This window comes from Marivivens donghaensis, assembly GCF_011806565.1.
Lineage (GTDB): Bacteria > Pseudomonadota > Alphaproteobacteria > Rhodobacterales > Rhodobacteraceae > Marivivens > Marivivens donghaensis_A.
In genome coordinates this window covers 264,484-291,396 of the sequence record NZ_JAATOP010000002.1, presented here as the reverse complement: position 1 = coordinate 291,396, position 26,913 = coordinate 264,484, and the positions used below count along the sequence as shown (strand labels likewise).

General features: G+C 60.9%; 27 protein-coding genes. 8 read left to right on the top strand and 19 right to left on the bottom strand.

What is annotated here, in order from left to right; translation table 11 throughout:
* Positions 1–12 precede the first annotated feature (12 nt).
* Genes HCZ30_RS04315 through HCZ30_RS04305 form a run of 3 tightly spaced genes read left to right on the top strand, consistent with a single transcriptional unit; the run spans position 13 to position 2,434 of the window.
* The gene (locus HCZ30_RS04315) at positions 13–1,230 is read left to right on the top strand and encodes an NAD(P)/FAD-dependent oxidoreductase (protein ID WP_167636678.1); all 1,218 of its coding nucleotides are present in this window, start codon (positions 13–15) and stop codon (positions 1,228–1,230) included.
* Positions 1,227–1,787 (top strand): 16S rRNA (guanine(966)-N(2))-methyltransferase RsmD, encoded by a 561-nt coding sequence (gene rsmD / locus HCZ30_RS04310; RefSeq protein ID WP_167636676.1) that lies wholly within the window; start codon positions 1,227–1,229, stop codon positions 1,785–1,787. Before HCZ30_RS04315 ends, rsmD begins: the two co-directional genes overlap by 4 nt.
* Positions 1,787–2,434, top strand: a complete 648-nt coding sequence (locus tag HCZ30_RS04305; RefSeq protein ID WP_167636674.1) for an HAD family hydrolase — start codon at positions 1,787–1,789, stop codon at positions 2,432–2,434. Before rsmD ends, HCZ30_RS04305 begins: the two co-directional genes overlap by 1 nt.
* Here the strand turns inward: HCZ30_RS04305 and HCZ30_RS04300 are convergent.
* The 3 genes from HCZ30_RS04300 to sfsA are packed head-to-tail and all read right to left on the bottom strand — an operon-like array spanning position 2,431 to position 4,677.
* Entirely contained in the window at positions 2,431–3,045 is a 615-nt protein-coding gene (locus tag HCZ30_RS04300) for a hypothetical protein (RefSeq protein ID WP_167636672.1), read from the bottom strand. The genes HCZ30_RS04305 and HCZ30_RS04300 overlap by 4 nt on opposite strands.
* Positions 3,046–3,093: 48 nt before the next feature.
* Entirely contained in the window at positions 3,094–3,906 is an 813-nt protein-coding gene (map, locus tag HCZ30_RS04295) for a type I methionyl aminopeptidase (protein ID WP_167636670.1), read from the bottom strand.
* Between the two features lie 42 nt (positions 3,907–3,948).
* Complete coding sequence (sfsA, locus tag HCZ30_RS04290; RefSeq protein WP_167636668.1) at positions 3,949–4,677, bottom strand: DNA/RNA nuclease SfsA; 729 nt, start codon at positions 4,675–4,677, stop codon at positions 3,949–3,951.
* 41 nt (positions 4,678–4,718) lie between these two features.
* Here sfsA and HCZ30_RS04285 point away from each other — a divergent pair, with 41 nt between their 5' ends.
* Genes HCZ30_RS04285 through HCZ30_RS16800 form a run of 3 tightly spaced genes read left to right on the top strand, consistent with a single transcriptional unit; the run spans position 4,719 to position 7,078 of the window.
* A complete protein-coding gene (locus HCZ30_RS04285; protein WP_167636666.1) occupies positions 4,719–5,441 on the top strand; it encodes a competence/damage-inducible protein A in 723 nt (240 codons plus the stop codon).
* A complete protein-coding gene (locus HCZ30_RS04280; RefSeq protein WP_167636664.1) occupies positions 5,438–6,154 on the top strand; it encodes a GNAT family N-acetyltransferase in 717 nt (238 codons plus the stop codon). Before HCZ30_RS04285 ends, HCZ30_RS04280 begins: the two co-directional genes overlap by 4 nt.
* Positions 6,155–6,157: 3 nt before the next feature.
* Positions 6,158–7,078 carry an OmpA family protein gene (locus HCZ30_RS16800; protein ID WP_167636662.1) on the top strand — a complete coding sequence of 307 codons (921 nt, stop codon included), beginning with the start codon at positions 6,158–6,160 and terminating at the stop codon, positions 7,076–7,078.
* Here the strand turns inward: HCZ30_RS16800 and HCZ30_RS04270 are convergent, their stop codons facing one another.
* The 7 genes from HCZ30_RS04270 to HCZ30_RS04240 form a co-directional block, all read right to left on the bottom strand.
* Positions 7,079–7,984, bottom strand: coding sequence for a LysR family transcriptional regulator (locus tag HCZ30_RS04270; RefSeq protein WP_167636660.1), 906 nt, complete (start codon positions 7,982–7,984; stop codon positions 7,079–7,081). It lies immediately after the preceding gene.
* Positions 7,985–8,139: 155 nt separating this feature from the next.
* Positions 8,140–10,164 carry an NADPH-dependent 2,4-dienoyl-CoA reductase gene (locus tag HCZ30_RS04265; RefSeq protein ID WP_167636658.1) on the bottom strand — a complete coding sequence of 675 codons (2,025 nt, stop codon included), beginning with the start codon at positions 10,162–10,164 and terminating at the stop codon, positions 8,140–8,142.
* Between the two features lie 63 nt (positions 10,165–10,227).
* Positions 10,228–10,551, bottom strand: coding sequence for a DUF3775 domain-containing protein (locus HCZ30_RS04260; RefSeq protein WP_167636656.1), 324 nt, complete (start codon positions 10,549–10,551; stop codon positions 10,228–10,230).
* A 69-nt stretch (positions 10,552–10,620) separates the two neighbouring features.
* Complete coding sequence (locus HCZ30_RS04255) at positions 10,621–11,349, bottom strand: SDR family NAD(P)-dependent oxidoreductase (RefSeq protein WP_167636654.1); 729 nt, start codon at positions 11,347–11,349, stop codon at positions 10,621–10,623.
* A gap of 1 nt (position 11,350) precedes the next feature.
* Positions 11,351–11,905, bottom strand: coding sequence for a DUF3833 family protein (locus tag HCZ30_RS04250; RefSeq protein ID WP_246212591.1), 555 nt, complete (start codon positions 11,903–11,905; stop codon positions 11,351–11,353).
* A 9-nt stretch (positions 11,906–11,914) separates the two neighbouring features.
* A complete protein-coding gene (locus HCZ30_RS04245) occupies positions 11,915–12,670 on the bottom strand; it encodes a DUF1365 domain-containing protein (protein ID WP_167636634.1) in 756 nt (251 codons plus the stop codon).
* A complete protein-coding gene (locus HCZ30_RS04240; RefSeq protein ID WP_167636632.1) occupies positions 12,667–13,968 on the bottom strand; it encodes an NAD(P)/FAD-dependent oxidoreductase in 1,302 nt (433 codons plus the stop codon). The genes HCZ30_RS04245 and HCZ30_RS04240 overlap by 4 nt, the downstream gene beginning before the upstream one ends.
* A gap of 101 nt (positions 13,969–14,069) precedes the next feature.
* On the opposite strand from HCZ30_RS04240, the gene HCZ30_RS04235 reads away from it, so the two are divergent.
* Complete coding sequence (locus tag HCZ30_RS04235) at positions 14,070–14,720, top strand: sigma-70 family RNA polymerase sigma factor (protein ID WP_167636630.1); 651 nt, start codon at positions 14,070–14,072, stop codon at positions 14,718–14,720.
* A 10-nt stretch (positions 14,721–14,730) separates the two neighbouring features.
* Positions 14,731–15,375: a ChrR family anti-sigma-E factor gene (locus HCZ30_RS04230; protein WP_167636628.1), complete on the top strand. Its 645-nt coding sequence runs from the start codon at positions 14,731–14,733 to the stop codon at positions 15,373–15,375.
* Here HCZ30_RS04230 and HCZ30_RS04225 read toward each other — a convergent pair.
* From HCZ30_RS04225 to HCZ30_RS04185, 9 genes are all read right to left on the bottom strand, one after another.
* Entirely contained in the window at positions 15,372–16,520 is a 1,149-nt protein-coding gene (locus HCZ30_RS04225; protein ID WP_167636626.1) for a DNA recombination protein RmuC, read from the bottom strand. The genes HCZ30_RS04230 and HCZ30_RS04225 overlap by 4 nt on opposite strands.
* Entirely contained in the window at positions 16,520–18,373 is a 1,854-nt protein-coding gene (mutL, locus tag HCZ30_RS04220; RefSeq protein ID WP_167636624.1) for a DNA mismatch repair endonuclease MutL, read from the bottom strand. The genes HCZ30_RS04225 and mutL overlap by 1 nt, the downstream gene beginning before the upstream one ends.
* A 55-nt stretch (positions 18,374–18,428) precedes the next feature.
* A complete protein-coding gene (locus tag HCZ30_RS04215) occupies positions 18,429–19,760 on the bottom strand; it encodes a M16 family metallopeptidase (RefSeq protein WP_167636622.1) in 1,332 nt (443 codons plus the stop codon).
* A complete protein-coding gene (locus HCZ30_RS04210; protein WP_167636619.1) occupies positions 19,757–21,085 on the bottom strand; it encodes a M16 family metallopeptidase in 1,329 nt (442 codons plus the stop codon). The genes HCZ30_RS04215 and HCZ30_RS04210 overlap by 4 nt, the downstream gene beginning before the upstream one ends.
* Before the next feature lie 72 nt (positions 21,086–21,157).
* Positions 21,158–21,655: a DUF3035 domain-containing protein gene (locus tag HCZ30_RS04205; RefSeq protein WP_167636617.1), complete on the bottom strand. Its 498-nt coding sequence runs from the start codon at positions 21,653–21,655 to the stop codon at positions 21,158–21,160.
* A 52-nt stretch (positions 21,656–21,707) separates the two neighbouring features.
* The gene (lspA, locus tag HCZ30_RS04200) at positions 21,708–22,181 is read right to left on the bottom strand and encodes a signal peptidase II (protein ID WP_167637071.1); all 474 of its coding nucleotides are present in this window, start codon (positions 22,179–22,181) and stop codon (positions 21,708–21,710) included.
* Between the two features lie 27 nt (positions 22,182–22,208).
* Positions 22,209–23,798 carry a bifunctional phosphoribosylaminoimidazolecarboxamide formyltransferase/IMP cyclohydrolase gene (purH, locus tag HCZ30_RS04195; RefSeq protein WP_167636615.1) on the bottom strand — a complete coding sequence of 530 codons (1,590 nt, stop codon included), beginning with the start codon at positions 23,796–23,798 and terminating at the stop codon, positions 22,209–22,211.
* A 20-nt stretch (positions 23,799–23,818) separates the two neighbouring features.
* Positions 23,819–25,528: a heparinase II/III family protein gene (locus HCZ30_RS04190; protein WP_167636613.1), complete on the bottom strand. Its 1,710-nt coding sequence runs from the start codon at positions 25,526–25,528 to the stop codon at positions 23,819–23,821.
* A 110-nt stretch (positions 25,529–25,638) separates the two neighbouring features.
* Positions 25,639–26,907 carry an RsmB/NOP family class I SAM-dependent RNA methyltransferase gene (locus HCZ30_RS04185; RefSeq protein ID WP_167636612.1) on the bottom strand — a complete coding sequence of 423 codons (1,269 nt, stop codon included), beginning with the start codon at positions 26,905–26,907 and terminating at the stop codon, positions 25,639–25,641.
* Positions 26,908–26,913: the final 6 nt, after the last annotated feature.

Below are 26,913 nucleotides of genomic sequence, written 5' to 3'. Positions count from 1 at the left end.
TCGGAGGGGAAAATGCAGCATTTTGTAGTCGTCGGTGGCGGCCAGGCGGGGGCTTCGCTCGTTGCAAAATTGCGCTCCGAGGGATTTGACGGGAAAATCACGCTTATCTGCGCAGAGCCTGTGCATCCCTACCAGCGCCCTCCCCTCTCCAAAGCGTACCTTCTGGGCGAGATGGGCCTTGATCGCCTGATGCTCCGCTCTGAGGACTGGTACACCGACAACAACATCGACGTGATGCTTCAGACCCGCGTGGTCGAACTGCGTCCCGAAGAGAAGACCATCATCCTTCAGGGCGAGGTCGAGATGAAATACGACGAGCTGGCGCTTTGCACCGGTTCCTACCCGCGCGTCCTGCCGGGCGAAATCGGCGGCGAGCTGGACAGCCTCTATACCGTCCGCGATCTGGCTGACGTCGACCTGATGGCGCCCGAGTTCGAAGGCGGTCGCAACCTGCTGGTCATCGGCGGCGGCTACATCGGGCTTGAGGCTGCGGCGGTCGCGGCCAAGAAGGGCCTGAACGTCACCGTCATCGAAATGGCGCCGCGCATTTTGCAGCGTGTCGCGTGCGAACAGACCTCTGACTATTTCCGCGATCTCCATACTGCCAATGGCGTGAAGATTATCGAGGGTGTCGGCCTCGACCGCCTGACCGGCACCGACCGCGTGACTGGCGCGATCCTGACCGACGGCACTGAGTTGGACGTCAATTTCGCCATTGCCGGTGTAGGCATTTTGCCGAACACGATCCTCGCGGATGCTTCGGGAATCGCTTGCTCCAACGGCATCGACACGGACCTTCATGGCGCGACTTCCATGCCTGGCGTCTGGGCTGCGGGTGACTGTGCGAACCTTACCTATGAAGGCCAACGCCTGCGCATCGAAAGCGTCGGCAACGCCATTGATCAGGCGGAGGTCGTGGCGAAAAACATGCTTGGCCAGAACGTGCCCTACACGCCGAAGCCGTGGTTCTGGTCGGACCAATACGACACCAAACTTCAGATCGCTGGCCTGAACCTCGGCTACGACGAAGTGCACGTCAAAACCTTCTCGGACGCGCCGGACAGCCGCGTGCACTGGTACTTCAAGGGCGGCAAGCTGATCGCCTGCGATGCCATGAACGCCGCCAAAGACTACATGGTCGCCAAGCGCCTCATCGAAGCGGGCAAGTCGGTCGAACCTGCGATCCTTTGCGACGAGAACACCAACATGAAGGCTCTGCTCCGCGCGTGAGGATCATCGGCGGCGCACATCGCGGACTGGCTCTGGCCTCGGTCGGCAAAGGTGATCCGGGCGCGCATTTGCGCCCGACCACGGACCGCGTGCGCGAAAGCCTGTTCAACGTCCTGATGGGTGGTCGTTTCGGCGATCCGATTAGCGATGCGGTTGTGCTGGACCTGTTTGCAGGCACCGGCGCGCTCGGCCTTGAAGCGATCAGCCGCGGCGCGAGCCATGTCACTTTTGTCGACGATGGGCGCGTTGCGCAAAAACTGATTCGCGAGAACATTGCGAAATGTAAGCGTCAGGCCGACACCACCATCGTGGTGCGTAATGCGACGAAGCTTGGCCCCTGCACCGCCGCGCCTGCATCGCTCGTGTTCCTCGACCCGCCGTACGGCATGGGCCTCGGCATGACGGCATTGACCAACGCCAAGGCAAATGGCTGGATCGCGGACGAAGCTCTCATCGTTTTCGAAGAGAGCGCCCCCCAGCTTGCGCCCGAAGGTTTCGAAGTCCTCAATCAGCGGCGATACGGGGATACGCATGTGACATTTTTAGAAAGCATTTGATGACCCCCGATCTTGTTATTTTCGACTGCGACGGTGTGATCGTCGACAGTGAAGGTCCGACCTGCGCCGTGATCGCCAAGCACCTGCGCAAATACGGAATGGAGATTCAGGCAGACGATGTGCATGAGCTGTTCGTCGGGCAGACCATCCATGAAATCCACCGCACCGGACGTCTGAAAAACCTCGATCTGCCTGATAATTGGAGCGCGCAGGTCTACGAGGAAATGTTCGAAGTGCTGGCCGAAGGCGTCCCGCTCTCGGCTGGCGTTGTCGAACTATTCGACGCGCTAGAAGCGCAAGGCACCCGCATCGCCATCGCATCAAACGGCGCGATCGAGAAGATGCAGCACACGCTTGGGCCGCACGGGTTGTTCGACCGCTTTGCCGATGGCCGCATGTACTCCGGCCACACCAGCGGCGCACCCAAACCCCAGCCCGGCATGCTGAAGATGGCGATGGAGCAGGCGAAGGCCGCGCCGGAGCGCACATTCATGATCGACGATAGCGTCGCTGGTGAAGGCGCTGCGCGGAACGCCGGTACGCGCTTCTACGGCTACAACGAACACGGCGGCCGCGAATTACTGGAGCCAACTGGCGCAGAGATCGTCATGTCGATGCAGGAACTGCACGAACGGCTGGTTGGCTAGACCTTGCTACGTCCCCGCCACGCATGGATCGCGACCAGCAGCGGGACGAGCGTGGCGATGACGAAGGCACCCAGATAGCCCTCGTTTTCAATCCCGTAGTAAGCGCCCATCGCTCCGGCGAGGACGATGAACACTGGCTTCCCGAAACCTTCGGGCAGGTATCGTTGCATCAAGCGGTACGCGATGAAGTATCCGCCCAGCGCGTTCCCCGCGATCCAGAAATAGCTAAAGAACCCGAGCGGCATCTTGAACGGCGCGGGCAACCAGATTTGCCCGTAGCCCACCATCGGCGACAGCATATCGCAGGACATGTGGACGCTGATCCCGATAATCGCACCCGCCAACGGAGCGGCTCCGACCTCTCGCCGGAAGATCAGGAAAACGAGCGCGGGCAGCAGTGAGTGGGTGATGATCGAGCGGTGATGCAGGACCGACATCAGCGACAGGTCGAGGTCCGGCGCGTCGAGGTAAACCCACGCCATCAACACCATCAAAGCCAGCCTCACGACCGTGGCTTCGGCCAGTTGACCAAAGAACGACAGAACGGCCCTCAGCCAGCGCAGCAGGACATGGTCCCGCGTGGCAACTTTCTGGTTCGTCTCGGTGGTCATTCGGAGGTGCCAAAGTAAAGCGGCGCTCCGTGAAGAGAACCGCAGAAATCAGTAGGTCGGGTGGAAAATGCCGCCGGGGGAGAGCGTGAAAATCTCCGCTCCGTCAGCCTTGATCCCGATCGAGTGCTCGAACTGCGCCGACATCGATTTATCGCGGGTCACGGCGGTCCAGTCGTCGGACAGAACCTTGGTTTCGGCGCGGCCGAGGTTCACCATCGGCTCGATGGTGAAGAACATGCCCTCTTCCAGCACCGGCCCCGAGCCCTTGCGACCGTAGTGCAGCACGTTCGGCGGAGCGTGGAACACGCGGCCCAGACCGTGACCACAGAAATCGCGGACGACCGACATGCGCTGGGCTTCGACGTAGGTCTGGATGGCGTGACCGATGTCACCGAAGGTGTTGCCCGGCTTTGCGGCTTCAATGCCGAGCATCAGCGCGTCGTGGGTCACTTGGATCAGACGCTCTGCCTTACGCGGCAGTTTGCCCGCAACGTACATGCGGCTCGTGTCACCGAACCAACCGTCCTTGATGACGGTGACGTCGATGTTCAGGATATCGCCGTCCTTCAGCGCCTTGTTGCCCGGAATACCGTGGCAGACGACGTGGTTCACACTGATGCAGCTGGCGTGCTGGTAACCGCGGTAGCCAATGGTGGCCGAAGTGGTGCCGGACTCGTCGACCATCGCAGTGATGCGCTCGTCAAGCTCGCCGGTGGTTACGCCGACCTGAACGAACGGAGCGATGTCATCAAGGATTTGCGCCGCGACCTGACCAGCCGCATGCATACCGGCAAAGTCCGCATCGTCGTAAATCCGGATACCTTCTCGGGTCACGCGCCCGCGCAGATCTTCGTCGCTCACTGGTCCACTCCTATCAAACTTGGGCTTATTTAATCCCGAACGTCAGGCAGGGCCACCCCTACCGCCTTCAAACGTGAACGGGATTTCTGCGGCAACTTCGACACCTTCAGGCGTGATCGTGGTCCCGAGGGCAATAACCTCGACACCCGCATCCATCGCGGCCTTCAGCGCAGCAGAGTATTTCGGGTCGATGTCGTGTGCAGGCATCACCAGATCGCAGTCGGTCCGCTGCACAAGGAACAGCAGAATGGCGCGATGCCCCTGACGCGCCATTTCGGCGAGTTCTGCCATATGCTTTGCCCCGCGCGCGGTCACAGAGTCGGGGAATTCTGCAAGTCCATCCTGACGGCACAGCGTCACCGATTTCACCTCAACCCATGCATCGGGCAGGCCGTCTTCGGTCAGCAGGAAATCGGCGCGGCTGTTGTCACCGTATTTCACCTCGGCCCGCACGTCCGAATAGGCGGCAAGCGGAGCCACGCGCCGCTCCTGCAATGCCAGTTTCAGCGCGCGGTTCGGCACGGAGGTGTCCACGCCCGTAAAGTGGCCGTTCTCGTGATCTACGAGACGCCAGCCGTATTTCAGCTTCTTCTTGGGATCGTCGTTCGGCTCCAGCCAGATCTTGGAGTTGGGCTCGGCCAGCCCCATCATGCTCCCCGGATTTGCACAATGCGCAGTCACTTCCGTCCCGTCCTCCAGCCTGCAATCGGCAAGGAAGCGTTTGTAGCGACGGATCAGACGGGCGAGCACAAGAGGAGTGGAAAACTTCATAGCCGAACCCTATACCGAAGAGACCAGATTTGGAGAAGCCGATGTCGAACCCTACCGCTGCAATCCTGATTATCGGTGACGAGATCCTCTCTGGCCGCACCCGCGATGCGAACATGCATTTCCTCGCGGGCCAGCTGACCGAAGCGGGTATCCAGTTGAAAGAAGCGCGTATGGTGCCCGACGACCGCGACGTGATTGTCGATGCGGTGAATACCCTGCGCAAAAGCTGTGACTACGTTTTTACTTCGGGTGGTATCGGGCCGACGCACGACGACATCACCGCGGACTGCATTGCCGCCGCTTTCGGCGCGAATATTGGTGTGCGGAAGGATGCGTATGACCTGCTTGACGCGCATTACAAACGCCAGAACAAAGAGTTCAACGAAGCCCGCCAGCGCATGGCCCGCATTCCTGACGGCGCAACTCTGATCGAAAACCCCGTCAGCATCGCCCCTGGTTTTACCATGGAAAACGTGAACGTCATGGCGGGTGTGCCGTCGGTGTTCGAGGCGATGGTGGCCTCGGTCCTGCCGACCCTCACAGGCGGCGCGCCGCTCCTTTCACAGACCTACCGCATCAACCGCGGCGAGGGCGACATAGCTGGCCCGCTTGGCGAACTTGCGGCGGAGTACCCCGAGATTTCCATCGGCTCCTACCCGTTCACCGAAAACGGCATGTTCGGCGCGAACATCGTGATGCGCAGCACGGATGCCGCAAAACTCGATGCGGCAATGGTGAAACTGGCGGGACTTTTCCCTGCATGACGGCCAGTCCCGAAACGCTCTATGACGTGATTGACGCGACGTGGCCTGCGGCGGAAAAGTGGACCGACGGGCCGTGGACGTTCCGCAAGGGCCTCGGTGCTGGCAGCCGCGTTTCGGCGACTACAGGCAGCGGTACGCTTGCCGATCTGCCCGCCGCCGAAGCGCAGATGACCGCCTTGGACCAGCCCAAGCTGTTTATGATCCGGCATGGCGATACGGAACTGGACGAGATGCTCGCCGCACAGGGTTACGTGATCAAAGACCCTGTGACGCTGATGAGCGCCCCGATCGAACCTATCGCGACAGACCGCCCTCCTGCCGTCACAACGTTCGAGGTCTGGCCCCCGCTCGCCGTTGAGCGCGAAATCTGGCTGGAGGATGGCGTCGGCCCTGCCCGCGTTGCGGTCATGGAGCGTGCAGAATGCCAACGTATGACCATCCTTGGGCGTCTGGACGATACCCCTGCGGGCACGGGATATGTCGGCATCCACAACGGCGTCGCGATGTTCCATGGCCTTGTCACCCTGCCCCGCTTCCGTCGTCGCGGCCTTGCGCAACACATGATCCGCGCGATGGCCTTCTGGGCACGCGAGAACGGAGCTGAGGAGATCGCGCTCCTCGTCGTCAAAGCTAACGGCCCCGCAAACGCGCTTTACCAGCGCATGGGCTTCGAACATGTCGCGGACTACCACTACCGCATCAAGGCGGAGTGACCTGTGGCGATCCGTCTTTCCATTGCGCTCATATTTATGCTGCTGCCCACGCTGGCGACCGCGATTTCCTTGCCCGGAAACGCGACGCTTGTTTACGAAGACACCGAAGCCGCAACGAGCTTCGCCGTACCGACCGGACCTTGGAATATCGACCGCGGGATGAGCGCCGAAGACACCGCGGGTGATGTCGCACGGCAGGTCTGGCGCATTGATGCCGACCGCCTCACAACGCTACAGCTGATTGCCCCTCTGCGGCAGCAACTGACCGAGGACGGATACACAATCGGCTTCGAGTGCCGCACCGATAGTTGCGGCGGCTTCGATTTCCGCTTCGGTCTGGACCTGACGCCGCCGCCCGCAATGCTCGTTGACCTCGGTGATTACCGCTATCTCCTCGCGAAAAAGGCGGGTGAAACGGTTGTGCTGTTCGTCAGCAAAACGCTCGGCGCTGGGTATGTGGAGGTTATCAGCATCGGCCGTTTAAACGAAGAGCCTGTGGCCGACAGCGAAGCCGCGCCGGTTGTCGCTGCCGAACAGGAACCGGCAAGTGACGACATGGCCAGCGCCTTTATGACGACCGGTCATGTGGAGCTTTGGGATCTGACGTTCGAGACAGGCTCGTCCGAACTGAGCGGCGACACCTACCAATCGCTCGCCAATCTGGCAACCTATCTCGAATCTAACCCAACGGTAAGGATAGCTCTGGTCGGCCACACTGATAGCCAAGGTTCGCTGAACGCCAATATCGACGTGTCGAAGGCACGTGCCCGCGCTGTGCTAGATCGCCTTGCCGAAACCTATGGCATTTCGCGCGACCGCATGGATGCGCAGGGCATGGGCTACCTCGCGCCACGCAGGTCGAACCTGACGCAAGATGGCCGCGACGCCAACCGGCGGGTCGAGGCCATCGCGCTTAGTAACTGATCACCAGTTATCGGGGCCCTTGTCCGCGAACGAATTCACCAGAAAATCGATGAACGCGCGCACCTTCGGCTGGGTGAAACGACCCGGCGGGTAGACGGCATAGATACCCTGCTTCTCTGCCGGAAGGTCCGGAATGGCTTCCTGCACAAGCCCTCGCTTCATCGCATCCGCATAGAGGAACGACGGCAGGTAAGCGATACCGAGGCCCGACGCACATGCGTTCAGCAGCGACTGGCCATCATTGACCGTAAGCCAGCCGGCAGTGCGAACCTGACGCTTCTCGCCGCTCGGCGCGGTGATTTTCCAGACGGCATTGTTCGCTTGATTTGAGTAGTGCAGCAGCTTGTGGTCGTTCAGATCGTCGATCTTCTGCGGACGGCCATACTGCTGGAAATAGCTCGGCGAGGCGATCATGCGCAGCGTGGTGTCGGTCAGTTTGCGGGCGCGCAACGTGCTGTCTTCCAGCTCGCCCACGCGGATTGCCATGTCGAAACCTTCGGAAATCAGCTCCACGTAGCGGTTGTTCAGCACCATGTTCACGGTGATGTCGGGGAATTCCTGAAGGAAGCCGTTCAGCACAGGCGAAAGGTGATTCACGCCGAAGTCCGTTGCAACGCTAATGCGGAGCAGACCCGACGGCGCGGATTGCATCGACGTGACCAGCGCGTCTGCCTCGCCTGCGTCATTCAAAACGCGTCGCGCGCGGTCGTAGTATGCAAGGCCGATTTCGGTCGGGCTCACGCGGCGCGTGGTGCGGTTCAGAAGGCGTGCGCCAAGGCGCGCCTCAAGGGACGACACGTGCTTGGACACGGCCGATTTCGAGATGCCCATCTTCTTGGCTGCATCTGTAAATCCACCCTGATCCACAACTGTGGCGAACGCTTCCATCTCTGTGAGGCGATCCATTCGCGTGGTCCTCTCTACCAATTCCTCAAGCTGGTTATCGTGTCCAAATCGGGCACAATCTGGGCCGTTGCCTGACAATATCGCGGATTCCGCCCATGCTATGGTGAACGGAATTTTAGCGAATTATCTTATGGAATGCGTAGAGAGGCCTGTAATTAAAGGCTCGCAGCGAGACGCGTCCCTTGATCGATAGCACGTTTCGCATCTAGCTCCGCCGCAACATCCGCGCCGCCGATCACGTGACAGGGAATCCCCTTTGCCGCGAGTTCGTCAGCCAGAGAGCGGTCCGATTCTTGTCCTGCACACAGCACGATGGTGTCGCACGGGATCAGTTGCTCGTTCTCGCGCGCCTCGCCCTCGCTGATCCAGATGCCTTCGGGCGTGATGCGTTCGTAGTTCACACCGCCCTTCATCTTTACGCCCTTCATCTGAAGCGTCGCACGGTGAATCCAGCCGGTCGTTTTGCCGAGGCGACGACCGGGCTTTTCGGCCTTCCGCTGAAGCAGCGTCACCTGACGCAACGGCTCGGTCGGCTGGGGTCCTTCGGGAGCGATACCGCCGCGCTGCTGTTCAGGATCGGTGACGCCCCATTCGGTCAGCCATTCGGGCAGGTCTTCGGTCGGGCTGTTTTCGCCAGTGACGAGGAATTCGGACACATCAAAACCGATGCCGCCTGCCCCGATGACCACGACCGACTTCCCGACATCGGCGCCCTTGAGCACCTGAATGTAGTTCAGCACATGCGGCTGGTCCTGCCCCTCAATCTCCGGATCACGCGGATTGACGCCTGTGGCGATGATGACCTCGTCGTAACCTTCCAGAGCCTCGACGGTCGCCATATTGCCGAGCTTCAGGTCGATATCACGGCTCTGCACCATCGTGGTGAACCAGTGGACCAGACCGTGGAATTCTTCCTTCCCCGGCACTTGGCGCGCGAGGTTAAGCTGTCCGCCGATACGGTCAGATTTGTCGAAGAGCGCAACTTGGTGACCACGCTCGGCAGCGGTCAGCGCGGCGGACAGGCCAGCCGGTCCGGCACCGACAACGGCGATCTTCTTGGGCTTTGCAGCCGCCTCGATGACCAGTTCGGTTTCGTGGCAAGCACGCGGGTTCACGAGGCACGAGGTCAGTTTGCCGCTGAACGTGTGATCAAGGCAGGCTTGGTTACAGGCAATGCACGGCGCGATCTGATCGGCGCGACCGTCAGCTGCCTTCCGCACGAAATCCGGATCGGCGAGGAACGGACGCGCCATCGAAACCATGTCCGCGCAGCCGTCCTGCAAAACGCTTTCCGCAACGGCAGGATCGTTGATGCGGTTGGAGGTAATGACGGGAATCGACACATGCCCCATCAGCTTTTTCGTCACCCACGAAAACGCGCGGCGCGGGACGCTGGTGGCGATGGTCGGAATGCGGGCCTCGTGCCAACCGATGCCCGTGTTGATGATGGTGGCGCCTGCTTCCTCGACCGCTTTGGCGAGCGCAACGACCTCTTCAAAGGTCGAACCGTTCGGGATCAGGTCGATCATCGACAGGCGGTAGATGACGATGAAGTCTGTGCCGACCGCCTCGCGCACACGGCGGACAACTTCGACCGGCAGGCGCATACGGTTTTCGTACGTCCCCCCCCAGCGGTCTTCGCGGCGGTTGGTGTGGGTGACGAGGAACTGGTTCAGGAAGTACCCTTCGGACCCCATGATCTCTACACCGTCATACCCCGCCTCACGGGCACGAATCGCGGCGGTGACGATGTCAGCAATCTGCTTTTCGATGCCGTCCTCATCCAGCTCGTTCGGCACGAACGGAGAGATCGGGGATTTGATCGGGGACGGCGCGACGCATTCTTTGCCGTAGGCATAGCGCCCCGCATGGAGGATCTGCATCGCGATGCGTCCGCCCGCATCATGAACGCGGTCCGTGACAACGCGGTGGTTGGCAATGTCCTGATCCGTGAACAGACCCGCAGCGCCGGGAAACACGCCGCCCTCGCGGTTCGGGGCCATGCCGCCCGTGACGATCAGACCCACGCCGCCGCGCGCACGAGCCGCATAGAATTCGGCAACACGGTTCCAGTCGCGGGTCTCTTCGAGGCCGGTATGCATGGAGCCCATCAGCACGCGGTTGGGCAGCGTGACAAAGCCGAGGTCGAGCGGCGCGAGAAGATGCGGATAATCGGTCATGGTTGCCTCCCTTTGTGGGTGACCATGCCCCTTGTTGACGCGTCCGTCACCTGCAACGCGGCGTCATACCGAACGGTAGAGATCGTCTTCCTCCGCATTCACATCGATCCCGAGGGCGTCCATACCTGCCTCAAGGTGATCGGCCAGATGCGGGGAGCCCCCGAGATAGGTGTTCGTCGGCGTCGAAGCCTCGTTCACCGCAGTTGCGTAGGCTTCATCATACTCGGCGGCGTCAAAACTTCCGCGCCCGATCCAGAAAACCGCAACGAGCCCCGCCTGTTCGTCTTCGGTCAGAGTGTCGATGAACTGATCCAGTTCGGCTGCGCCGCGACGTGCATCGCGGGCGAGGATGATGACTTCGGCAACTTTGTCAGCGCTGATATGCATAAGGGCCTCCTGTTCCTTTGCAGAACAGGATGGCCCATGTTGAGCGCTCAGGCTTTGATCCAGAGCAAGTCAGACGAGCTTGTAATAGAGCCAGTCCGGCAGGAATTGCGACGCACGGAGCATGATGCCCATCGGCGCGGGGAAGGACTTCTTGAAATCGTCGGAGTTCATGTGCTCGAAAATTTCGGCAGCCGCGTCTTCCGGCTCCATCATCATCGGCATGTTGAAGTCGTTCTTGTCCGTGAGGCGGGTCTTGATGAACCCCGGATTGACGATCTGAACGTTGACGTTGGTTTCCTTGAGGTCGGCGCGCATTCCCTCGGCCAGCGACAGAAGCGCGGCTTTGGATGCGCCGTAGCCGATCGACCCAGGAAGGCCGCGATAGGCGGTCAGCGACGAGGTCAGGATGATGTGACCTTTGTTCTTTTGGACCATCGTCGGCAGCACCGCGCCCACACACCGCATCGCGCCGAGGAAGTTGGTGTCGCCCATCAGTTCGGCTTTTTCGTTGTCCCACTCAGTCGCGGCCATCGGCCAATAGGCACCGGCAAGATAGACCATGCCGTCAATGGAGCCGGCCTCTTTGGCGGCCTTCTCGACGCTCTTGATATCGGTCACGTCAATGGTGACGACATCGGCGTGCGCGGGCAGTTCAGCGGCCAGTTCTTTCAGCCGATCCTCGCTCCGCGCCGACAGAACGAGCTTCACGCCGCTCTTGCTCAGCTTTTGCGCAAGAGCGCGCCCCAAACCTTCGCTGGCTCCGATAATCCAGTACCGCTTGCCTGCCCAATCATCCATCTCAATACTCTCCGGCGGGCCTCATCGTCGCGACGAGTTCAGCAACTTTCAGCCCGAACTTTCTAAATTGCGATCTATTCATGAGGACACCGTCGGGGGTCGTGTAGATCCAGTCCGTGACGGACAGCACATGCCCACCCGCATCCTCGGTCAGCCTAATACGATAGTGCAGCACGAGCGCCGATCCAGCGACGCGGCCATGTCCTGTGCCCACGAGGTCCTCCGCTTCGGCGGAAATCCGACCATCGGGGTGCAGAACGAGATCCCAGCGGCGGTCCTGAGTATTGCCGCTGTCATAGCGGAACCGCTCGATCATAATGGCGCGATCACCGTCCCAATTGACCGAGAAGTCACCGACGAAGCGCGACGACACTTTGCCGAGCGGGCCATAAATCAGCCCCTCGCTCAGGATCGGACCATTGAGGTCGCGGCGGATGTCGAACGGCCGGCCGGACTGATAATGGTCCAGCTTTTGCGAGACGAAGCTCGCGTATCGTTGCCACAGCAAGGCGACTACGACCGCGATGATGAGGCCGACCAGAATACCGATAATCATCATGACACCTTAACGACTGACTTCTTGAGCGGGCGGCTCCGGTCTGCTGCGATACAGAGCGCCCTTGAACTTGAGTTTGAGCGCCTGCCAGTAAATCAGCGCGAGCACGCGGATCGACCCCAGCGGGCGTTTGATGGCCGTGCGGACGATGCCGGAATTGGTGAGCCGCTTGCGCTCACCAACCAGAGTCGCGACCACCCCGCCCTCAGCATGGCGGTAGTCGATCACGATGTTGACCTTGTCATCCTCCACACCAAAGCGGAACCGGTAGGTCCCGTTGATCGGTTGGAACGGCGAGACGTGGAAAATCTTTTGCGCTTCCACCCAGCCGCCACTTCCCAGCGGTGCAAAGTTATCGTGATGACAGAGGTAGCTGTGGCGGTCGCCAAAGGTGTTGGTGACCTCTGCAATCGCGACCCTTAGCACTCCGCTTTCATCATGGCAGAGCCAGAAGCTGACCGGATTGAACACATGCCCCAGCACCCGCGGCTGCGCGAGTAGCAGAATGCGACCACCAAGCTGGATACCCGCTTCGGCCAGCGCCTGGCGCGCCCAAGCAACGCCTGTGCCGTTCTTCGGCTCACCGCCGTAGTCGCGGTCATGGACGGCAACCATCGCGCTTTTGTTGCGTCCGAATAGCGACGGCGCATCGACCTCTAGCTCGGGATCAAGCAAGACGTAATCCACGTGGTAGGAGAAGGCGTTCTTGATGTCGCCGCGCCTGCCGTGGAAGGTCTTTCCTTCGATATGTTGGATACCGTTCATTCCGCCGCCACACTGAATTCCTGAGCCGATTGCAGCGCGTTGACCACGTCAATCGCGCTCGACAGACCATCTTCGTGAAAACCGTTCTTCATCCAAGCGCCGCAGAACCACGTGCGGTTCTCACCGTTGATCGCGGCAACATGTTTTTGTCCTTCTAGCGCCGCAAGGTCATAGACCGGATGGCGCAGGGTGACTTCATCCCAGATCAGTTCCTCGCGGATGGTGCGGGTGCTGTTGAGGGTCACAAACAGCTCGTCCTTTTTCAACCAAGGCTGAAGGTTGTTCATCCAATAGGTCAGGTCGATCTGATCGGTCTGCTTGCCGTGCATTTCAGTGTAGTTCCACGATGACCAGACAACGCGCCGCTTGGGCATGATGTCCACGTCCGAGTGAAGAACAACGCGGTTTGGCTGATACTTGATCGCGCCGAGCGCTTCCTGTTCGGCGGCGGTCGGGTCAGCCAGCAGGCGCAGCGTGTCATCGGAATGGGTGGCAAAGATCACCTCGTCGAAGTGTTCCCACTCGCCCCCGTGGACACGAACCTCAGCGCCCGCACCTGTCCGGCGCACGCCCTCGACCCAAGCGCCCAGACGCAAATCGACGTTGTTCAGGTTCAGACGGTTTTCCAAACGCGAAACGTAGCTGCGCGAGCCGCTCGCCACCGTGTACCACTGGTGCTGTCCGGTGTGGTGCAGCAGCGCGTGGTTTTCAAAGAACTGCATCATCGCATAGGCGGGGAAGTCAGCGATTTTTTCGACCGGCGTCGACCAGATCGCGCCCGACAGCGGGAGCAGGTAGCGGTTGCGGAACCACTCTCCGGTGCCGAGTTTTTGCAGCATACCCTCGACCGTCATCGTGCGGTCGGACCGCGCAACTTCCAGCGCGTTCGCGTTGAAGTGCATGATATCGCGCACCATCCGCAGGTGCTTTGGGTTCAGCGCGTTCATCGGCTGGGCAAAAATCGCGCGAAGGCTTTTCAGCGCATATTCGTAGCGGCCGTCACCAAGCGATGCACCAAAGCTCATGTCCGATTTGACCGTCGGCACTTCTAGCTCGCGGAACAGCTCCACCAGATGCGGATAGTTCACATGGTTGAATACGATAAAGCCGGTATCGACCGCCTGATCGCCATCGCGTCCGCCCATGCGGGTGCGGGCATGGCCGCCGAGGTCTTTTTCCGCTTCGAAGAGCGTGACGTTATGCGTCTCCGCCAGTTTGTAGGCGGCGCCCATGCCCGAAATACCGCCGCCAATGATGGCGACTTTGCTCGGGATGCGGCGGGGGACGTGCACGTTCATCAAAGTTCTCCGTATTTTTGAAGACTTACGTGAGTTCATGCAGCTTGGATGAAAATAAAAATCGCGGTGATCCACTTTGGCGCGACTTCCGTAGAAGAAGTATGTTGAACCTCGTCGATACCCGTGCCGATAATGTGGCCATACCAATGCACGTCCGCGCAATGCGGCAGCCGTTGGCCAATCGGAAGAGCAAGGAAAAACGGGTGGTAAACGAAAACAACGGTCGAATGGCATGGGTCGCAGAGGTTAACGCGATCCGTGAACATCAGGACAAGCAGGCTTTTGCCCGTTTGTTCAGCCATTTCGCGCCGCGTGTGAAAGGTTTCCTGGTGCGGGGCGGCGCGGCTCCGGATCAGGCAGAAGAGATTGCTCAGGATGTGATGGCCACGATGTGGCGCAAGGCACACTTGTTCGATCCCGCCCGTGCGAGTGTGTCCACTTGGATTTTTACGATCGCGCGCAATAGGCAGATCGACATCATCCGCCGCGCAAGACGACCCGAACCCGAGGATCTGCCTTGGGGACCCGAAGCGGAGCCGGACCAGGAAGAACAGGTCGCGCTCCAGCAAGATACCGAACGACTGGGCAAGGCGATAGCCGAACTGCCAGACAAACAAAGAGAGCTGGTCGAAAAAGCCTACTTTGGCGAATTGACCCATGCGCAGATTGCCGAAGAAACCGGCCTGCCGCTGGGCACGATCAAATCACGGATAAGGTTGGCGCTGGACCGCTTGCGTCATGCGATGAGATGAGATGAAGCCGATGAAAGATATCAAACACCACCTCACCAATTCTCTGCTGATGGGTTACGCCGCAGGCACCCTGCCCGAAGCGTTCAACCTCGTTGTGGCAACGCACATTTCGCTGTGTGACGAATGCCGCGCCCAACTGGCCGAGTTCGAGGCCGTTGGCGGTGAAGTCATGATGCGCACTGACGCAATGGCGATGAATGCCGATGCGCTGGACATTGCGCTCGCCGCTCTGACGGACTCGCCAGAGGAAGTGCAGATTAAAGCCGAGCGTGCGGGCATCTTCCCGACCCCGCTGGCTGACTATGTTGGCGGCGACGTCGAAGCCGTGCGTTGGCGCCGCGTTGGCGGCGGTGTGAAGCAGATGATCCTGCCCACCGACAGCGGTGCGACTGTGCGTCTGCTGCATATTCCGGCTGGCGCGTCGGTGCCCGATCACGGTCATCGCGGGCTGGAACTGACGCTGGTTCTGCAAGGCGCGTTCAAGGATGAAACCGACCGCTTCGGCACCGGTGACATTGAAGTCGCGAACGAAGAGTTGGATCACACGCCGGTCGCCGAGGACGGGCTGGATTGCATCTGCCTTGCCGCGACCGATGCGCCGCTCAAGTTCAACTCGTTCCTGCCGCGCCTCGCGCAGCCGTTCGTGAAGATTTAATCCTGCACCAGCGGCACGACTGACGGGTTGGTTTCGGGGGCAAGCTCTTCGAAATCGAAGTTGTCGAGCCGCTGCGCACGCTTCCCAGCCTTCTCGGCACTGATTTTGATCTCCGCGATATCCTTGGCCGCCATGTTGAAGTGGCGGTCGAGGTTTTCCACGCGAGAGCCAAGGCGATCAACGTCCCCATAAAGCTTCGACAATTCTTGACGAATGGCACCCGCCTGTTCGCGCATACGGGCGTCCTTCAGGATCGCGCGCATTGTATTCAGCGTGGCCATGCATGTCGTCGGCGAAACGATATAAACCCGCGCGGCGAACCCCTCGCGAACCAGTTCAGAGAAGTTCGCGTGGATCTCTGCGTAGACAGCTTCGGACGGCAGGAAGAGGATCGCACCGTCGGCCGTCTCACCCTCTATGATGTATTTCTCGCTGATGGCGCGGATATGGTTGCGCACCGCGATCCGCATCTGACGAACGCCTTCCAGCTTCTCCTGCTCGGTCTCCGCTTTGCGCATCCGCTCGTAAGGTTCGAGCGGGAATTTACTGTCGATCACAATCGGCCCCGGCGGGTTGGGCAGGTGGATCAGACAGTCGGCGCGCTTGCCATTGGAAAGCGTGTGCTGGAGGCGATAACTGTCGCTTGGCAGCGCTTTGGACACGATGTCCTGCAATTGGATTTCACCGAACGCGCCGCGGGTCTGTTTGTTCGACAGGATGTCTTGTAGACCGAGCACATCGCCCGACAGCTTGGTGATATTTTCCTGCGCCTTATCGATGGTCTTGAGGCGCTGCTGAAGCTCGCCAAGGCTCTGCGCCGTAGCTTTAGTGCTGAGCGTCAGGTTCCGGTTCACAACCTCGTTGACCTGCTGAAGGCGCGCCTCCATCAGCTTGAGCATATGCGCCTGCGATTTAGCCTGCGCCTCCGACACCGACGACAGGCCGCCCACGAGCTGCTGCTGCCCGTCTGAAAGCATTTGTACACGCTGGTTCACGTGGCCCATCTGGCTTGCCACCATCTGCGCCATGTGCGCCGACTGCCCTGCCCGTTTCACGACCATCAGCAGCAGGATGATGACAAAGAGGCCCAAAGCCCCCGCTGCCAGCAAGATCAACGTCTGCGGGTCATTCAGATCGAGCGTCATCAGGTGCGACCGAACAGGCGTTCGATGTCCGACAGGCGGAGCTCCACATAGGTCGGGCGTCCGTGATTGCACTGGCCCGAATGCGGTGTCGCCTCCATCTCGCGCAGGAGCGCGTTCATCTCCTCACCGCGCATCCGGCGACCGGAGCGGATGGAACCGTGGCACGCGACGCGCGACAGGATCGCTTCGATCCGTACTTGGACCGTGGTGCTGTCGCCAAGGTCTGCAAGCTCGTCGAGGATATCGCGCAGCATCGCGTCCGCGTTCACCTCTCCCAGAATAGCGGGCGTTTCGCGGACACAGATCGCGCCGCCGCCAAATGGCTCGATCGTCAGGCCGAGCTTGGTCAGATCGTCCGCCAGATCGAGCAGCATTTGCGCATCGCCCGACGACAGTTCGACGATCTCGGGGATCAACAGAGCCTGAGCTGCGACGCCATTCTCGGCCATCTGCTTTTTCAGTTTCTCATAGACGAGGCGTTCATGCGCAGCGTGTTGATCGACGATCACCATCCCCGTTTCCGTCTGCGCAATGATGTAGTTCTCGTGGACCTGCGCGCGGGCAGCACCGAGCGGCAGCGCCTCCAGCGGTTTGGTGTCTTCGATCACAGGCTCGACGCGGGCGGACGGCGCCGACATCTCGGCAAAACCCGAATACTCCGGCGCGGGCGCCTGCATGTCGTAGCTGGCGCTGCGGGCTGTATAGGTCGGACGTTCGACGCGGTACGGCGCCTGATAGACCGGCGCGGCGGGCTGCTCGGGCCGCATCGCGCCCAGCGTATCGGCAGCGACTGTGGACGACGCGCGGTGACCGGCACCGGCGAGCGCATGACGAAGGCCAGAAACGATCAGGCCGCGCACCAGACCAGGCTCACGGAAACGGACCTCGGACTTTGCGGGATGCACGTTTACATCGACGAGTTGCGGATTGCAGTCGACGAACAGCGCGGCAGCCGGATGACGGTCGCGGCTGAGGAAATCCATGTAGGCGCCGCGCAGCGCACCGATGAGCAGCTTGTCCTTTACCGGACGGCCATTCACGAACAGGAATTGCGCAGCGGACGAGCCGCGCGAGTAGGTCGGGAGCGCGGCGTAGCCGGTCAGGTGGAAACCATCGCGTTCGGCATCAATGGCGATAGAGTTCTCGGCGAAATCGCGGCCCAGAACGGTGGCCAGACGTCCGTTCAGCGCATCGAACATCTCGCCCTGCTCCGCATCGGCACGGAAGACCTCGCGGCGGTTGCCGCCAGAGGCATCCACAAGGCTGAAGCTGATGAACGGCTCCGCCATGGCGAGGCGTTTTACCGTGTCCGTCACCGCTTGCGCCTCTGCGCGGTCGGTGCGCAGGAACTTCAGGCGGGCGGGTGTGGCGTAGAAAAGGTCCTTCAGTTCGACGACGGTGCCTTCGGACAGCGCGGCGGGCTTCACCGCCTCCATCCGGCCACCGGCGACAGCGATGACCGAGGCTTCCTCACCGCCGCAGCGGCTGGTGATGGTCAGACGGCCAACAGCGCCAAGCGACGGCAGAGCCTCACCGCGGAAGCCGAAGGAATGGATGTTCAGAAGGTCCGAACCGTCGATCTTGGACGTCGCATGGCGCGACAGCGCGAGCGGCAATTGGTCGGCGGTGATGCCGCAGCCGTTGTCGGTCACGCGGATTAACGTCTTGCCACCATCGGCGATCACGACCTCGATACGGGTCGCGCCAGCGTCGATGGAGTTCTCGACCAGTTCCTTGACCGCAGCAGACGGACGTTCAACCACCTCACCCGCAGCGATGCGGTTGATAGCGGTTTCGTCCAATTGTCTGATTACGGGACGGTTGGGGGTTATCTTGGGGTTCGCTAGAGCCATGCCACAAAACGTAGCATGGCCCTCACTGATTCACGAGGGGATATTTCGTGAACACTCACTCTTCGCCGACGTCGGTCAGCATGGCTTCATCGACGCCTTCGGGCTGACCCACGATGGTGAAATGTAGCGCATCGGGATTGAGCAGGCGCTGCGCAACGCGGTTGATGTCCTCGAGCGTCACGGCCTCGATATAGTCATTGCGCTCGACCACATATTCGGGCGGCAGTCCCTGAACCTGCATCCCGACCATGATACCCGCGATCTCTTCGTTGCCGTCGAACCGCAGCGGGTAAGCGCCGGTGAGGTAGGTTTTGGCGTTGTCGAGCTCTTCCTGGCTGACGCCGACAGTCGCAACACGGGCCCAGTTATCGAGGATCACGTCGATGGTCTCGCCGACTTTCTCGTTCGCCGTGGCGACCGAGCCGAGCCACATGTTCGAGTAATCCTTGTCCACTAGATAGGTGTAGATGCCGTAGGTCAGACCGCGCTTTTCACGGACTTCGTTCATCAGGATCGACTGCGGACCGTCACCACCGAGGATCGTGTTCAACACGTAGGCAGCAAAGAAGTCGGGATCGTCACGTTCGATACCCGCGTGCCCGAAAAGGATCACCGACTGCGGAGTGGCAAAGTCGACAATGGTCGCGCCGCCCGTGAGACCGAAATCGACCGCACCGGGAACGGCGGGGCCGTCTTCGGGCAGACCGCTGAGAAGGTTGTCGATAACCTGACCGAGCTCCTCGGCATTGATGTCACCCACAGCGGACACATAGGCGCGGCCTTCGACAAGTGCATTGCGATAGGCTTTGAAGATATCGTCCTGCGTGAGCGCGCGGATGGTTTCTTCGGTTCCGCTGTCATCGGTGCCGTAGGGATGATCGCCGTAGGCTTCGCTATAGAAACTGTCGCCCGCAATGCGGTTAGGGTCTGTCTTGCGCGACGCGATGCCCGCGAGCACCTGCCCCTTCACGCGGTCGATGGCGTCCTGATCGAAACGCGGTGCGACGAGCGCCTGACGCAGCAGCGCCACGGCATCATCACGGTTTTCGGTCAGGAATTTGGCGGACACGCTCACGCCGTCGTCGTAGGCGTCAAAGCCATAGGACGCAGCCAACGATTCACGCTCGCGCTGGAAATCCTGCGCGGTCATCTCGCCCGAGCCTTCTTCGAGAAGACCCATCATCAGATTGGTTGCGCCGCGCTTGCCCGGTTCATCCAGCGATGTACCGCCTTTGAAGTAGATCTCCAGCGCGACAAATGGAATCTCGTGCTCTTCGACGAGCCAAGCGTTAATGCCTGCAGGCGAAGTGACCTGCTGGATCTGCACCTCTGCGCGGGCAGTAACGCCGAGGACGGACAGGACGGTAGCCAGAATCAGACGTTTCATTCTGCGCTCTCCTCTTCGGCGCTGACCCACATGGTGACGGAGCGGCGCGGGTCGAGCACCTCTGCCGCGATGGCTTTGACATCTTCAGCCGTGACGGCTTCGAGGATTGCGGGCCACTGTTGGACATCGTCGACCGTCAGGCCGATCGACAGCGCAGCGCCGTAGCGGTTCGCAAGACCCTGCACGTCATCGAGCGCATAAACCTCGCTCGCACGAAGCTGGGTGCGGATCGCCTCCATACGGTCGGGGTCGATCTCGGTGTCCATAAAGCTCTGGATCGCATCATCCATCGCATCTTCGGCTTCCTGAAGCGTCACGCCTTCAGCCGGAGCGACGGACAGGTTGAACGTCGTGTCGTCGAGCGACGTGCCGCTGTAACTCGCGTTCGTGAAAACGGCCGTGTTCGTGTCGAATTGCAGCTTCATGCCGAGGACCGAGGTGAACGGCGAGCCGCCCAGCAGTTCGGCCAGATAGACCAGCGCAGCAGCTTTTTCCTGTGCACCGCTGTCACGCTCGGGCGCAAGGTAGCTGCGGGCGACATAGGGCTGGGACACACGCGGATCGTAGAAGGTCAAACGCCGCGCGGCGGTCTGCGGCGGCTCTTGCGAGCGGATACGCTCGGGCAGATTTTCCTGACGCGGGATCGCGCCGTAATATTCCTGAGCCAGCTTACCGACTTCGGTCGGGTCCACATCACCCGCCACGACCAGCGTCGCGTTATTCGGACTGTAGTAGAGGTCATAGAACGAGGTCGCGTCTTCGAGCGAGAGCGTCTCCATCTCGTGCTTCCAACCGATGACCGGCACGCCGTAGCGGTGGTTCAGATACTGCGCGGCCATCATCTGTTCGCGGGCCAGCGCGCTCGGGTTATTCTCGGTCCGCATGTTGCGTTCTTCGAGGATCACGTCCCGCTCGGTCGCGATGTCACCTTCGGACAGCTTGAGGTTCACCATGCGGTCGGCTTCCATCTGCATCATCAACGGCAGACGGTCAGCCGCAACGCGCTGGAAATACGCGGTGTAATCGTAGCTGGTGAAAGCGTTGTCCGACCCTCCATTCGCGGCCACGGTTTCGGACAACTCGCCCGGCGCCATGTTCTCGGTGCCCTTGAACAGCAGGTGTTCAAGGAAGTGCGCTACGCCGGATTCTCCGACGGGTTCATCAGCCGACCCGCGCCGGTACCAGACCATATGGACAACGACCGGCGCGCGGTGATCTTCGATCACCACAACGTCCATACCGTTATCTAGCTGAAAGGTAGAAACATCCTGAGCCACTGCCGGCGATGCGGCTAGAGCGGCAGAAAATGCAAGAGATCGCAGCATTATTCACCTCCGAACGATGGGGTGAGCCTACTGCCTCCCGCCGGACGTGCAATACTGGCAACGGAGTTGTGACTACTGTTGCGGAGGTGCTGACGGGACCGTAACGCCTGCGGCACCGAAACGCTCCAATTCCGCGTATGGATCGAGCGCCATGCCGTTGTAAGCCGAGAAATAGCGATCCTTGGCAAAGATGTTGAAGAGGCCAAGGTTACGGCGGGTCCAGCGATAGCGCTCATCCTCGGACGCGAGTGTCTGGCGTACAGTGCCATCGGTGCCGTAACGGGTCGCCTGCGCGATCAGCGCGGCATCGCCAGCAATACCGCCATTAGGATTGCCGCCCAGCGCAATCATCGCATCGGCAATCGGTGTCGGATCGGCAAGGTTGATGCCGTTCGGGTTCGGCGGCGGCAGCAGCGCCATCGACTGCGGCATTTCGAGCGGCTTGTAAGGCAGAACGCTGAATTCATCGGGGCCGCTTTGCAGCGAGCTCGTGTTGTGAAGGGACTTGTCGCCGCCTCCACATGCAGAGAGCGCCAGCATCGCTACGACAGCCAACGAAATTGCGCGCATAAAATCCCCTCCGGTTCAACGGCCCTATAGTTAGCGCAGCTTTAGCAGTCCGTCACGTAGCTTTGTTCTTCGACTTGGTGCCGGTGAAAAGCGCAAGCCCAATCGCACCAATGAAAATTGCCACGTCAGCCACGTTGAATGCGTAGGGATTCGCGATCCCGCAGCAGGACATATTCAGGAAGTCGGCTACCGCGCCGTAAAGAACGCGGTCGATGACGTTTCCCATCGCTCCGCCGACGAGAAGACCGCCCGCGATGAACGCCCATCGGCTCCCGCCTTCGCGGCGCAGCCAATAGAGGACAAAGGCAGAGATCACGACAGCCACGCAGACAAGCACCCAGCGCATGTCGAAGCCCGAGAACAGGCCAAAGTTCACACCGCGATTCCATGCCATGCGGAATTCGAGGTACGGCGGGAAGACCTTAATGACCTCCAGCGTGCGGAGGCCAAGAAGGTGCACGACCAGATACTTGGAGATCTGGTCGATCAGGAATGTCCAGAAGCCTGCCCAGAAGAGAAGGCGCATTCCACGGGCTGTCGCGATCGTTTTCATTTAGTGACGGAAGTGGCGCATGCCGGTGAAGACCATCGCGAGGCCTGCTTCGTCAGCAGCAGCGATGACTTCGTTGTCGCGCATCGAACCACCCGGCTGGATGACGCAGGTCGCGCCAGCGGCAGCGGCTTCCATCAGACCGTCGGGGAACGGGAAGAACGCATCAGACGCAACAGCCGAACCGATGGTCAGCGGCTGTTCCAGACCAATGGTCTCGGCCATACGTTCTGCCTTTTTCGCGGCGATCAGAGCGGAGTCGACACGGCTCATCTGGCCAGCACCAACGCCAACGGTCGCGCCGTCCTTGACGTAGACGATGGCGTTCGACTTGACGTGCTTGCCAACTTTCCAAGCGAACAGAAGGTCTTCCATCTGCTCTTGGGTCGGGGCTTTCTTGGTGACGACCTTCAGATCATCCATACCGATGAAGCCCGCGTCCTTGTCTTGCACGAGGAAGCCGCCAGCGACCTGACGAACGGTGTTCGACTTGTCGAGGACGTTCGGCAGACCTTCGGTAGTCAGAAGGCGCAGGTTCTTCTTGGCTGCAAAGATTTCCTTGGCTTCGTCCGAAGCACCCGGAGCAATCACGACCTCGGTGAAGATCTCGACAATGGCCTTGGCGGTTTCAGCGTCGAGCGGCTGATTCAGCGCAACGATACCGCCGAAGGCCGAAGTGCGGTCGCAATCGAAAGCCTTCTCGTAGGCTTCGAGCAGGGTCGCGCCTTTGGCGACGCCACACGGGTTGGCGTGCTTGATGATCGCAACGGCAGCCGAAGCAGCCGGATCGAATTCTGCCACCAGTTCGAATGCAGCGTCGGTGTCGTTGATGTTGTTGTAGGACAGCTCCTTGCCCTGATGCTGGACAGCGGTCGCAACGCCCGGACGGTTAGTGCCGTCGGTGTAGAACGCGGCCGACTGGTGCGGGTTTTCACCGTAGCGCAGGGTCTGCTTGATCTGACCGGCGAACGAACGGCGGCGCGGAGCGGCCTCACCGATCGCATCAGCCATCCAGTTGCTGACCGCAGCGTCGTAAGCGCCGGTGCGGGCGTAAGCGACCTGAGCCATAAGCTGACGGAAACCGAACGAGGTCTGACCGTCGTTGGCGTCCAGTTCGGCCAGCAGCGCGTCGTAGTCTTCGACGTCGACGATGGTGGTGACGAAACCGTGGTTCTTGGCCGCGGCGCGGATCATCGCGGGGCCACCGATGTCGATGTTCTCGATCATCTCGTCATACTCGGCACCGCGGGCCAGAGCGGCCTCGAACGGGTAGAGGTTCACAACCAGCAGGTCGATGCCGCCGATTTCGTGCTCTTCCATCGCAGCGACGTGCGCATCGTTGTCGCGCAGGGCCAGCAGACCGCCGTGCACCTTGGGGTGCAGGGTCTTAACACGGCCATCCATCATTTCGGGGAAGCCGGTGACGTCGGACACGTCGCGAACGGTCAGGCCGGCATCGCGCAGCGCCTTGGCGGAGCCGCCGGTCGACAGCAGTTCGACACCACGATCTGCGAGCGCCTTTCCAAGTTCGAGAAGTCCGGTTTTATCGGACACGGACAATAGGGCGCGGCGCAGGGGATAGAGGTCGGTCATCGGGCGGGCTCTCCGGGCTGTCAATCTTGATCCAGTTCCGCAAGGTCATCCTGAACGTAGTCGCGTACAGCGCTTGGGGTTTCATGCGCCTTGGCTAAGGACCAGCGGATGCGCGTCGCATAGGCCATTGCGCGTCCGGTTAAAACCACTTGTTGCGATGTTCTGGGGCGTAAACGTCCATTTTCGAGGTAAACAGACGGCTCGATGTTCATTTCTGCCCGCCCGTCGTGCCGGAACACCCAGATCTCACCACTTTTGAGTGTGAGAGACACCGCCGTTCCGCCCATGTCGAGAGACGCCTCGACATCGGGGTGCAGATGGAAGCGCACCGAATAGGCAATCCCCAGCGGCTCGCGCTTTATACAGACGTCGAACCGTTTCTTGTCGGCATCCGACAGCGTAGCGAGGAGCTCTTCGCCCTCCAGCGTCCGCCCGTCATGGCTGAGGTCGAGTATGCGGGCGTGCATGAGGCCGTGCGTTGCCTGATAGCCGTTGTGGGCGACTTCGAATTTCTCGCCCTTGCGACTGCTCGACTGATCGGTCGGCACATGATCGGGGATGTCGACCAGCGGCTCGTGACCGACCCCGCCGAATTTGCTCGGCTTGCCGAGGCGTGCGGAAGAGTAGCCTTCGATCGCGAGCGTCGAATGGCTCGCGGTTGCACGGCCGAAACGCCGCCAGTCGAGGCCGAAACGGCTCCCCGATCCGCAATTGACAATCAGCGGGCGGCGGCCAGACGTGACCTCCATCGAACAGGTCGAGGCATGGGCATCGTGGCTTGCAGATCCTGTCGGCGGAGAATCCGCGTCGATGATAACGCTGGTGCGACCACCGGTGATACGCCCGTAGCCCATATAGAGTGAACCCTTGGGCACAGTGCGATCCGGCAGCAGCGCCAGCGCATGGTCCAAGCGCCCGTCAATCCCACGACCACCGCCGTGGAAACGAGCGAGACCGCCGTCGGAATGGCGCAGCGCACGGAGCGTCGGCGCGATGCGACCCATGGCATCACTGACATCCTGCGGCGCGGGACGGCCTGTTTCCTCAAGCGCGGTAACTGCCCAGCCGAGGAGCGTGAAGACCTCCAGCAGCTCTTCGGGATTGCGGGTGTCGATCCCGCCCTCTTCGGTGATGCGGGACTTACATTCCTTGGCGAGCGCCGAGAGCGCGTCATCGAGAACGAGCATGGACCCGTCGAGCGCAAGGCTTGCATAGACAAGGCCGCAAAGCGCTTCGAACCGCTCCAACCCTGGCTTAGTGCCTTTCCAGCGCTTGGATAGGTATTTCGTCTGCGCACCGAGGCTCTGCATGAAGCGGTCAATGTCGTCCTTCTCCCTCGCACGGAGAAGGAAATACGCGTGGTTTATCCAGCGGATCAGACGGCGACCGGTCAGTTCCGGCGTCCAACCTGGGCCGTGACCGCGCCCGTAGCGTTCGATCCATTCGAAGACCCAAGTCTGCGCCCGTTCCCGCGCGGCAGCGTCCCCGACCGCGGCCAGATCGTCCAGCCAACTACAGTTCTGGAGCATCAGCGCGACTTCCGAATCCACGGGCGCGATATCCCAAATACTGGCACCGGGGGCTTCGATCAGATCGCCGGAAAAGAGGAAGTTACCAGCGACAAGCTGGCGACCTTTTGCAAATAAACCAATGGATTGCGGCTCTGGCCGATGTGCAAAAGATGGCTGCTTGGCAGTATAGGCCGCAAGCCGCGCATGCGCGCGGTTCATCCACTGCGTGTATTTCCCACGCCTTGTCTGAGCCTTGACCACTGGTGCTGCCTCGATACTGCGTTTGCCGCATTGTTAAGGCAGAATGATACGTAGGAATACCCTTGGTGTCACGCAGCCTTTGTCAGGACGGCGAGGTAGAACCCGTCCATTCCGCCAAATTCCGCCCAGTAGTCGGGACGCAGGCGAACGCCGCCCTCTTCGGTCAGCCACGCTGGATCGAGCCCCTCGAACTCCGGCTTTTCGACCGTGAGTCCCTCGTGACGTTCGAGCGCCTCCTCAACCTGCACTTCGCCCTCATCAGGCAGCAGGCTACAGGTGCAGAAGACCAGACGACCGCCCGGCTTCAGCAGGGTCAGTGCGTGATCGATCAGTTCCGTTTGCAGCGCGATCAGGTCGCCGAATTCGCTACCGTCCTTGGCGTGCGGCAGATCGGGGTGACGGCGGATGGTGCCCGTGGCAGAACACGGCGCATCAAGCAGCACTACGTCAAACCCTTCGACATCATAGACCAGCGCGTCCGCGTCGATCAGATCGGCCTTCATTTTGGTCCGTTCGAGGTTCTCCTGAACGCGATCAAGGCGCGACGGTGAAATGTCGACGGCAGTCACTTTGGCACCCGCCGCCGCAAGCTGCATCGTCTTACCACCCGGTGCAGCGCAAAGGTCGAGGATGTTCAGCCCTTCGATATTGCCCAGCGCTTTGACAGGCAGAGCAGCCGCAGCATCCTGCACCCACCATTCGCCATCCTCAAAACCGGGAAGGCCGGAGACCTGGACGCCGACGGGAATGCGGACAGTGCCGGTCGGCAGCACCTGACCGCCGAGCTTTTCAGCCCATCCGGCGGCGTCGGACTTCACCGTGATATCGAGCGGCGCGCCTGCATAATGCGCAGCCTCCATGCCGGTGACAGCGGGCTTACCCCATGCTTCGATCATCGGGAGGCGCAGCCAGTCGGGCAGACGCGGGATCGGAAGACGGTCCCATGCGCCTTCGCGTTCGGCGGCGACCTTGCGCAGCACCGCGTTCACGAGGCCCTTCATCGACTGGGTTTTCTTATCGCGACCCACGATCTCGACGCAGGCGTTGACCACACCATGCGCAGCCTCGCCAGACCATATCTCTACCGTGCCGAGGCGCATGGCGTTGCGCACCGACAGCGGCGGGCGCTTTTGCAGGAACGGCTTCAGCATACGGTCTGCGCGGTCAGCGGCGCGGAGGGTCGAAATCGCAAGGCGCTGGGCGCGTGCGCGATCCTCGGGCGACAGGCGCGACAGGGCACCGCCGCCGATTTCCTCGGACAGCAGCCGACCGTCGATGGTCACAGCGTTGAGCAGGTGGTACGCAGCGAGGCGCGGCGCAAGACCGGTCGTCGACATAGGAAA

Bases quoted from the DNA above. Each gene is read 5' to 3' on its own strand.
- HCZ30_RS04315 (WP_167636678.1), top strand. From the start codon at position 13: ATGCAGCATTTTGTAGTCGTCGGTGGCGGCCAGGCGGGGGCTTCGCTC.
- HCZ30_RS04305 (WP_167636674.1), top strand. From the start codon at position 1,787: ATGACCCCCGATCTTGTTATTTTCGACTGCGACGGTGTGATCGTCGAC.
- HCZ30_RS04300 (WP_167636672.1), bottom strand. From the start codon at position 3,045: ATGACCACCGAGACGAACCAGAAAGTTGCCACGCGGGACCATGTCCTG.
- sfsA (WP_167636668.1), bottom strand. From the start codon at position 4,677: ATGAAGTTTTCCACTCCTCTTGTGCTCGCCCGTCTGATCCGTCGCTAC.
- HCZ30_RS04285 (WP_167636666.1), top strand. From the start codon at position 4,719: ATGTCGAACCCTACCGCTGCAATCCTGATTATCGGTGACGAGATCCTC.
- HCZ30_RS04280 (WP_167636664.1), top strand. From the start codon at position 5,438: ATGACGGCCAGTCCCGAAACGCTCTATGACGTGATTGACGCGACGTGG.
- HCZ30_RS04270 (WP_167636660.1), bottom strand. From the start codon at position 7,984: ATGGATCGCCTCACAGAGATGGAAGCGTTCGCCACAGTTGTGGATCAG.
- HCZ30_RS04265 (WP_167636658.1), bottom strand. From the start codon at position 10,164: ATGACCGATTATCCGCATCTTCTCGCGCCGCTCGACCTCGGCTTTGTC.
- HCZ30_RS04260 (WP_167636656.1), bottom strand. From the start codon at position 10,551: ATGCATATCAGCGCTGACAAAGTTGCCGAAGTCATCATCCTCGCCCGC.
- HCZ30_RS04255 (WP_167636654.1), bottom strand. From the start codon at position 11,349: ATGGATGATTGGGCAGGCAAGCGGTACTGGATTATCGGAGCCAGCGAA.
- HCZ30_RS04250 (WP_246212591.1), bottom strand. From the start codon at position 11,905: ATGATTATCGGTATTCTGGTCGGCCTCATCATCGCGGTCGTAGTCGCC.
- HCZ30_RS04245 (WP_167636634.1), bottom strand. From the start codon at position 12,670: ATGAACGGTATCCAACATATCGAAGGAAAGACCTTCCACGGCAGGCGC.
- HCZ30_RS04240 (WP_167636632.1), bottom strand. From the start codon at position 13,968: ATGAACGTGCACGTCCCCCGCCGCATCCCGAGCAAAGTCGCCATCATT.
- HCZ30_RS04235 (WP_167636630.1), top strand. From the start codon at position 14,070: ATGTTGAACCTCGTCGATACCCGTGCCGATAATGTGGCCATACCAATG.
- HCZ30_RS04230 (WP_167636628.1), top strand. From the start codon at position 14,731: ATGAAAGATATCAAACACCACCTCACCAATTCTCTGCTGATGGGTTAC.
- HCZ30_RS04225 (WP_167636626.1), bottom strand. From the start codon at position 16,520: ATGACGCTCGATCTGAATGACCCGCAGACGTTGATCTTGCTGGCAGCG.
- mutL (WP_167636624.1), bottom strand. From the start codon at position 18,373: ATGGCTCTAGCGAACCCCAAGATAACCCCCAACCGTCCCGTAATCAGA.
- HCZ30_RS04215 (WP_167636622.1), bottom strand. From the start codon at position 19,760: ATGAAACGTCTGATTCTGGCTACCGTCCTGTCCGTCCTCGGCGTTACT.
- HCZ30_RS04210 (WP_167636619.1), bottom strand. From the start codon at position 21,085: ATGCTGCGATCTCTTGCATTTTCTGCCGCTCTAGCCGCATCGCCGGCA.
- HCZ30_RS04205 (WP_167636617.1), bottom strand. From the start codon at position 21,655: ATGCGCGCAATTTCGTTGGCTGTCGTAGCGATGCTGGCGCTCTCTGCA.
- lspA (WP_167637071.1), bottom strand. From the start codon at position 22,181: ATGCGCCTTCTCTTCTGGGCAGGCTTCTGGACATTCCTGATCGACCAG.
- purH (WP_167636615.1), bottom strand. From the start codon at position 23,798: ATGACCGACCTCTATCCCCTGCGCCGCGCCCTATTGTCCGTGTCCGAT.
- HCZ30_RS04190 (WP_167636613.1), bottom strand. From the start codon at position 25,528: ATGAACCGCGCGCATGCGCGGCTTGCGGCCTATACTGCCAAGCAGCCA.
- HCZ30_RS04185 (WP_167636612.1), bottom strand. From the start codon at position 26,907: ATGTCGACGACCGGTCTTGCGCCGCGCCTCGCTGCGTACCACCTGCTC.